The organism is Streptomyces hokutonensis (genome assembly GCF_000376565.1).
Lineage (GTDB): Bacteria > Actinomycetota > Actinomycetes > Streptomycetales > Streptomycetaceae > Streptomyces > Streptomyces hokutonensis.
Window position 1 is genome coordinate 351280 of record NZ_BARG01000031.1, and the last position, 6915, is coordinate 358194.

Annotated in this window: 6 protein-coding genes; 5 read left to right on the forward strand and 1 reads right to left on the reverse strand. The window is 71.0% G+C overall.

The window, feature by feature from the left end; genetic code table 11:
- Positions 1-107: 107 nt before the first annotated feature.
- From SSP08S_RS19155 to SSP08S_RS19170, 4 genes are read left to right on the forward strand one after another with little or no spacing between them, the layout of a single operon-like run.
- Positions 108-1532, forward strand: a complete 1425-nt coding sequence (locus tag SSP08S_RS19155; RefSeq protein ID WP_019069231.1) for a M1 family metallopeptidase — start codon at positions 108-110, stop codon at positions 1530-1532.
- 41 nt (positions 1533-1573) lie between these two features.
- The gene (locus tag SSP08S_RS19160; protein WP_026178634.1) at positions 1574-2323 is read left to right on the forward strand and encodes a L,D-transpeptidase family protein; all 750 of its coding nucleotides are present in this window, start codon (positions 1574-1576) and stop codon (positions 2321-2323) included.
- 18 nt (positions 2324-2341) lie between these two features.
- The gene (locus tag SSP08S_RS19165; RefSeq protein ID WP_019069233.1) at positions 2342-3037 is read left to right on the forward strand and encodes a response regulator; all 696 of its coding nucleotides are present in this window, start codon (positions 2342-2344) and stop codon (positions 3035-3037) included.
- On the forward strand, positions 3034-4860 hold the full coding sequence (locus SSP08S_RS19170; protein ID WP_026178635.1) for a HAMP domain-containing sensor histidine kinase: 1827 nt from the start codon (positions 3034-3036) through the stop codon (positions 4858-4860). Before SSP08S_RS19165 ends, SSP08S_RS19170 begins: the two co-directional genes overlap by 4 nt.
- A 6-nt stretch (positions 4861-4866) precedes the next feature.
- Here SSP08S_RS19170 and SSP08S_RS19175 read toward each other — a convergent pair whose 3' ends face one another.
- Positions 4867-6087 carry a saccharopine dehydrogenase family protein gene (locus SSP08S_RS19175; protein WP_019069235.1) on the reverse strand — a complete coding sequence of 407 codons (1221 nt, stop codon included), beginning with the start codon at positions 6085-6087 and terminating at the stop codon, positions 4867-4869.
- A 100-nt stretch (positions 6088-6187) separates the two neighbouring features.
- On the opposite strand from SSP08S_RS19175, the gene SSP08S_RS19180 reads away from it, so the two are divergent.
- Positions 6188-6901: a TetR/AcrR family transcriptional regulator gene (locus SSP08S_RS19180; RefSeq protein ID WP_019069236.1), complete on the forward strand. Its 714-nt coding sequence runs from the start codon at positions 6188-6190 to the stop codon at positions 6899-6901.
- Positions 6902-6915: the final 14 nt, after the last annotated feature.

Here is a 6915-nt window from a genome sequence, read left to right on the forward strand (position 1 = left end):
GCGCGGGGGCGACGCGGCGTAACTTGACCCGCACATGAGGGATTCCGAGGGGACGGTCGGCCTAGTCTCTGAGACGAATGATCACCCCTCACTCTGTAGGAGCGCATGTGACGCACCCCCGGCAGCCGTCCACAAGACGCACCGCCGTCCTCCGCCGCAGCGCCGTCGTGGCCACCGTCCCCGTCGCCGTCGCGGCCCTGCTCGCCGCCGCGGCGCCGGACGGAGCCACCACGATCGGCTCGTCAGGCGTGGGCGACCCGTACTTCCCGCTCTCCGGCAACGGCGGCTACCACGTCGCCCACTACGGCCTGACGCTCCGTTACGACCCGGCGAGCCGCCACCTCGACGGCAAGGCGGTCCTCACCGCCCGCGCCACCGAGAAGCTCACCCGCTTCGACCTCGACTTCAAGGGCCTGACGATCACCGGCCTGACCGTCGACCACGTCAAGGCCGCCTTCCGCCGCGACGGACAGGAACTCGTCGTCACCCCGCGCAAGGCCCTGCGCAAGGGGCAGGAGTTCCAGATCGCCGTCACCTACAACGGAGTCCCCAAGCAGGTCACCGACCCGGACGGCTCGGCGGACGGCTGGATCGCCACCGACGACGGCGCCTTCGTGGCGGGCGAGCCGCAGGGCGCGATGACGTGGTTCCCGGCGAACAGCCACCCCAAGGACAAGTCGTCGTACGACTTCACGATCACCGTCCCTCAGGGACGCACCGCGGTCGCCAACGGCGTTCTCCAGAGCCAGAAGACGGCGCACGGGAAGACCACCTTCCGTTGGCACGCACCCGAGCCGATGGCCGCCTATCTCGCCACCGCGACGGTCGGGAAGTTCAAGGTCGAGCAGTACACCACCCGCGACGGGGTCAAGGTGTACAACGCCGTCGACCCCCGCGAGGCCACCGCCGCCGCGCCCGTGCTGAAGAAGCTGCCCTCCGTCCTGGAGTGGGAGAGCAAGCTGTTCGGCCCGTACCCGTTCCGCTCGGCAGGGTCGATCGTCGACCACGCCCCGGACGTCGGCTACGCCCTGGAGACGCAGGGGCGGCCGATCTACGACTCGGCGCCGGACCTCAGCACCCTCGTGCACGAGAACGCCCACCAGTGGTTCGGCGACTCCGTCTCGCTGACCTCCTGGAAGGACATCTGGCTCAACGAGGGCTTCGCCACCTACGCGGAGTGGCTCTACAGCGAGCAGCACGGCGGGAAGACCGCCCAGCAGACCTTCGACGCGCTGTACGCCCGCGCGGCGACCGACGACCTGTGGGCGTTCCCGCCCGGCGACCCGGGCAGCGGCGCCAACATCTTCGGCACACCCGTGTACGCCCGCGGGGCCATGGCACTGCACGAACTGCGCCTGGCCGTCGGCGACAAGACCTTCCTCGCGATCCTGCGGGCCTGGGCGGGCGGACACCGCTACGGGCACGGCACCACCGCACAGTTCATCAGCCTTGCGGAACAGAAGTCGGGGAAGAAGCTGGACGTTCTGTTCCACACCTGGCTCTACACGAAAGGCAAGCCGGCCAAGCCGTAGGAGCTGACGAGTTCCTCACATGTGTCGGTCATCGTCGACTCATGATCACTCGTATGTCCCCGGTCGCACTCGTCGCCGTGTCCCTGCTTCTCACGGGATGCGGCGGCGGTGCGGTGGCGGCGACGGACCACCCGTCCGCCACTCCCGCTCCCGCCTCCACGCCCCCGGCCTCGCCCTCCTCGGCGATATCCGCCGAGGCCGCACCCCGCCAACTCCCGGGCGTGGGGCCCAAGACGCTCGCCCGAATACCCGCCGGCACCGAGCAGGTCGTCCTGGTGACCGGCCGCGGCGCGAACTCCTCCGTCTCCACCCTCGCCCTCTACGAGCGCACCGACGACGGCTGGCAGCGGACCGCGAGCTGGGCCGCGCACAACGCGCTCAGAGGCTGGTCGAACCACCACATGGCCGGTGACCTGCGCTCACCGATCGGTGTGTACTCGCTCACGGACGCGGGCGGACTGCTCAAGGACCCCGGCACCAAGCTGTCGTACGACCAGGGCTCGGGCTTCGTCTCGCCAGGCACCGGCTTCGAGGGCGAACCGCTGGCCGGGTCCTTCGACTACGTGATCGCCATCAACTACAACCGGCAGCCCGGCACTTCACCCCTCGACTGGACCCGCCCCCTCGGCGCCTCGCGGGGCGGCGGCATCTGGATCCACGTCGACCACGGCGGCCCCACCCACGGCTGCGTCAGCATCGCCGAGGACCACATGAAGGAACTGCTGCGCACCCTGGACCCGGCCAGGCATCCCGTGGTCGTCATGGGCGACGCCGCGTCCCTCTCGCGCTGACCGCCTAGGATCCGCCCAATGTGCGCACATGTGCTGGTCGCCGAGGACGACGAGATGCAGGCCGAGCTGATACGACGCTCCCTGCTGACCGAGGGCCACACCGCGACCGTGGTCCACGACGGGGGCGCCGCCATCACCGCGGCCCGGACACTGCGGCCCGACCTCGTGGTGCTCGACCTCATGCTGCCCGTGATCGACGGCTTCGGGGTGTGCCGGGTGCTGCGCGAGGACGACATCCCCATCCTGATGCTCACCGCCCGCTCCACCGAGGACGACGTCCTGCTCGGCCTGGAACTCGGCGCCGACGACTACATGACCAAGCCCTACAGCCCCCGCGAACTGATGGCCCGCATCCGCACGGTCCTGCGGCGCAGCGGCCGTACCGCCGAGAGCAGACAGGAGGACACCGTCGTACGGGCGGCGGGTCTCTCCGTAGATCCCGCACGGCACGAGGTGCGCTGCGACGGGGCGCCGGTGGACTGCACACCGGCCGAGTTCGAGATCCTGCTCGCGATGACCGCCGAGCCCGAACGGGTCTTCTCCCGGCGGCAGTTGCTGCAGTACACCAGGGGCCTGGACCGGGCGTCCACGGAACGGGCCGTCGACGTCCACATCATGAACCTGCGCCGGAAGATAGAGGCCGACCCACGCAAACCGGCCCGGCTGCTGACCGTGTTCGGCGTCGGCTACAAGCTGCGCGGCGGTCGCGCGTGAGGCCCCGGATACCGCTGCGCAAGCGGCTGTTGGTCCGGCTGCTCGTCGCCACCGTGCTGATCGCCCTCTGTTCGGTCGGGGCGACGGCCTGGCTCGCGGTGGAGACCACCACCCGGGCCATCCGGGAGGAACAGGGCCAGGACCTCGCCGACGACACGCGCATCCTCGCGCAGCTCAGCGGATACGCCGCGACCCACCCCGAGTGGAATGGCGTGCGGCCCACACTCGTCGCCCTGTCGAAGAAGATGGGCCGTCGTATCGCCCTCACCGCCACCGACCGCACCCTCATCGCCGACTCCGCGGCGCACGGCACCTCACTGCCGCCCCGCGCCGCCGCGAACATCGACCCGCTGCACACCGACACCTACACGCAGCCCGGCGCACAGCTCAGCGGCATCGATCCCCGGGTCGTAGGACCCTACCGGCTGCCCGCGAAGGAACGCGCCCGCCTGGAGTTGCTCGCCGAGGACCGGCATCGGTGCTTCGCCCAGGCCGGGATCGACACGACCATCACGATGACGCCGAGCGGCCGCCCCGTCCTCACCGACGGGGACGGCAACGACGCCAACGGCTATGTGCCCGAGACATGCGCCGACGGGAAGCTCAACACCCCGACCGCCACCGAGAGCAAGGCGCTGAAGGACCTGATCCTGCGCGCCCAGCCCTGCTATCAGAAGCAAGGCCTGAAGTTCGCGGTCCCCTACTTCGGCGTCGACGTCTTCGACAAGAGCCTCGGCTCCCGCTACATCACGGGCGCGTACACCAAGCTGGGCGACAAGGCCGACATCCGCAAGGCGGAGGCCTGCACCGACAGCGCCCGCCGCGCCCAACTCGAGCCCTACGTCGCGCCGGTGGCCGAACTGTTCCTGGGCGGCGGCGACACCACCGCGCCCCGCTTCGACGTCTCCCCGGCGAACAAGACCAAGGTCGTCGGCGCGGCAGCGGCCGTGCTGGCACTCACCGTCCTGGTGACGGCCGTGGTCGCCACCCGGCTGGTACGGCCCCTGCGCGTGCTGACCGAGGCGGCCCAGCAGCCGCCGGAGCTGCACGTCCGGGTGCCGGTGCGGACCCGGGACGAGACCGGCATCCTGGCCGAGGCCTTCAACGACCTCGCCGATCGCCGCGAACGCATGGAGGCCCAGCGCAAGGCCATGGTCAGCGACATCGCCCATGAACTGCGCAGCCCGCTCACCAACATCCGGGGCTGGCTGGAGGTCACCCGGGACGGCTTCGTCGAACCCGACCCGGCGCTCCTCGGCTCGCTGCACGAGGAGGCGATGGTCCTCCAACGCGTCATCGACGACCTCCAGGACCTCGCCGCCGCCGACGCCGGAACCCTGCGGCTGCACCGCGAACCCGTGCGCGTCGAGGACCTCTTCGACCAGGTCGCCGCCGCGTACCGGGTCACCGCCGACACGGCCGGGGTCGCCCTGCTCACCAAGGCGGACCGCACCCTCTGGCTGGACGCGGACCCGGTCCGCATGCGCCAGGTGCTCGGCAACCTCGTGTCCAACGCGCTGCGCCACACACCGGTCGACGGCACGGTGACCCTCACCGCGTGGCGCGAGGGCGACCGGGCCGTCCTGACCGTCACCGACACCGGCACCGGTATCGCGCCCGAGGACCTCCCGCACGTCTTCGAGCGGTTCTGGCGCGCCGACCAGTCCCGCAGCCGCCGCACCGGGGGCAGTGGCCTCGGCCTGTCCATCGTCCGTGACCTGGCCGCCGCCCACGACGGCACGGTCGAGGCGGCGAGCACACCCGGCACCGGCTCCACGTTCACCCTGCGGCTTCCCGACTCGCCCTCGCCGGAGGGGAGTTGAGCGGGGTCACTGCTCCCGCAGACCCCACGGCGAGCCGTACGCCGTCAGCAGGTCCAGGAACGGGCCGGCCGGGAACGCCTCCGGGCCCAGCACTCCCGCGCCGGTCCACGCGCCCGTGGCCAGCAGCTCCAGGGCGATCACCGGGTTGATCGCGGTCTGCCACACCACGGCCTGGGAGCCGTACTCCGCCATCGACCACTGGTTGTCGACCACGTGGTAGAGGTACACCTCGCGCGGCACCCCGTCCTTCGTGCCGCGCACCCAGGTGCCCGCGCAGGTCTTGCCGTGCATACGGTCGCCCAGCGTCGCGGGGTCGGGCAGACAGGCGGCGACGACATCCCTCGGCGATACGGCGACGGGCCCCGAAGCGCTCGACACGGTGACCGGCTCGGTGCGGTCGAGTCCCAGCAGGTGGAGGGTCTTCAGGGTCCCGATGAACTCGTTGCCCAGCCCGTACTTGAAGGTGACCCGCTTCGCGTCGACCCAGCGCGGCACCAGCAGCACCTCCTCGTGCTCCACGTTCACGCACTCCACCGGGCCGATGCCCTCGGGGAAGTCGAACACCTCGGGTTCGCTGAACGGTTCCGTGGTGAACCAGCCGCGGTCTGCCTCGTAGACGACCGGCGGGTTCAGGCACTCCTCGATCGTGGTCCAGATGGAGAAGGAGGGCGCGAAGTCGTAGCCGTCGACGGTGAGGTTGGCGCCGTCGCGGATGCCGATCTCCTCGATCCCGTCGAAGAGTTCGTCGGCGGCGTACCGCGCGAACACGTCGGAGAGACCCGGCTCCACCCCCATCCCGACGAGTGCCAGCGCGCCCGCCTTCTCCCACTCGGCCGCGTCCTCGAACTGCGCGTCCCCGAGCTTGACCCCGCACTCCTCGTACGGCCGGTCCGGATGCGGCCGTGACAACGACATCGCCATGTCGAGGTAGTTCGCACCGGCGGCCCGCGCCGCACGGAACAGGGGGAGGACGAAGCGCGGGTCGGTCGCGTTCAGCAGCACGTCGCAGTCGTGCGCGCGCAGCGCCGCGACGACGGCCTCCTCGTCGTTCGCGTCCAGCCGCTCGGCACGGAACCGGGCGCCGGCGTCCCCGAGCGCGGCGACCGCGGCCTCCGCCCGGGACAGGTCGTAGTCGGCGACCACCATCGCGTCGAAGAACGGACGCCGGGCCGCGATCCGGGTGATCGCACCACCCACACCACCGGCTCCCACGAGCAGTACACGCATGGCAAGGACTCCTTCAGTGCCGTTGTCTCACCGGTGATACAACGCCGGTCGTCGGGATAAGGTCAATGGCGTTGGCATAAGGGCGCACAGGGAGGCCGCGATGCCGAAACCGGTGGTGCCGGAGGAGAAACGGCGACGGCGCCGTCCGACCAGGAGCGGCACCGTCCTGTCCGAGCAGCTGATCGTCGACACGGCTCTGCGCATGCTCCGCGAACACGGCAGCGCGGGCCTGACCGCCCGCCGCCTCGGCCTCGCCCTGGACGCCGACCCCAGCACGCTCTACCGCTACTTCCGGGGCATGGACGAACTGACCCTGGCCATCGGTGACGCCCTGGTCGGGCAGGCACTGCGCGGCTGGGAGCCGACGGGGGAGTGGCGGGCCGACCTGCGCGCGATCGGCCTGCGCATCCACGCCGCGTACGTCGCCCACCCGCAGGCCGCCCAGCTCACGGCGAGCCGCGTCACCGGCCGCGCCAACGAACTGGCCGCCGACGAGGCGGTGCTCGACGTCCTGCGCACGGCCGGCCTCCCGCTCCCGGACACCGTCCGGATCTACCATGCGTTCATCGACCAGACCCTGGCCTTCGCCGCCCTCGACGCGGCGTCCCTGGCCCTGCCGAGCGCCTCGCTCCGCGCAGACGAGGCGATGTGGCGCTCGACGTACGCCCGCCTGCCCCGCACCACCCACCCCCGCATCGCCGAGGCGGCCCCGCTGCTGGCAACGCGCATGGTCGAGAGCGCGTATCCAACGGCCTTGGAGATGCTGTTGGACAGCGTCGCAGCGCAATTGTCACCGGTTCGACAGGCGCCCTGAAGGGGCGCGGGGCT

Bases quoted from the DNA above. Each gene is read 5' to 3' on its own strand.
- SSP08S_RS19175 (WP_019069235.1), bottom strand. From the start codon at position 6,087: ATGCGTGTACTGCTCGTGGGAGCCGGTGGTGTGGGTGGTGCGATCACC.
- SSP08S_RS19165 (WP_019069233.1), top strand. From the start codon at position 2,342: ATGTGCGCACATGTGCTGGTCGCCGAGGACGACGAGATGCAGGCCGAG.
- SSP08S_RS19180 (WP_019069236.1), top strand. From the start codon at position 6,188: ATGCCGAAACCGGTGGTGCCGGAGGAGAAACGGCGACGGCGCCGTCCG.
- SSP08S_RS19160 (WP_026178634.1), top strand. From the start codon at position 1,574: ATGATCACTCGTATGTCCCCGGTCGCACTCGTCGCCGTGTCCCTGCTT.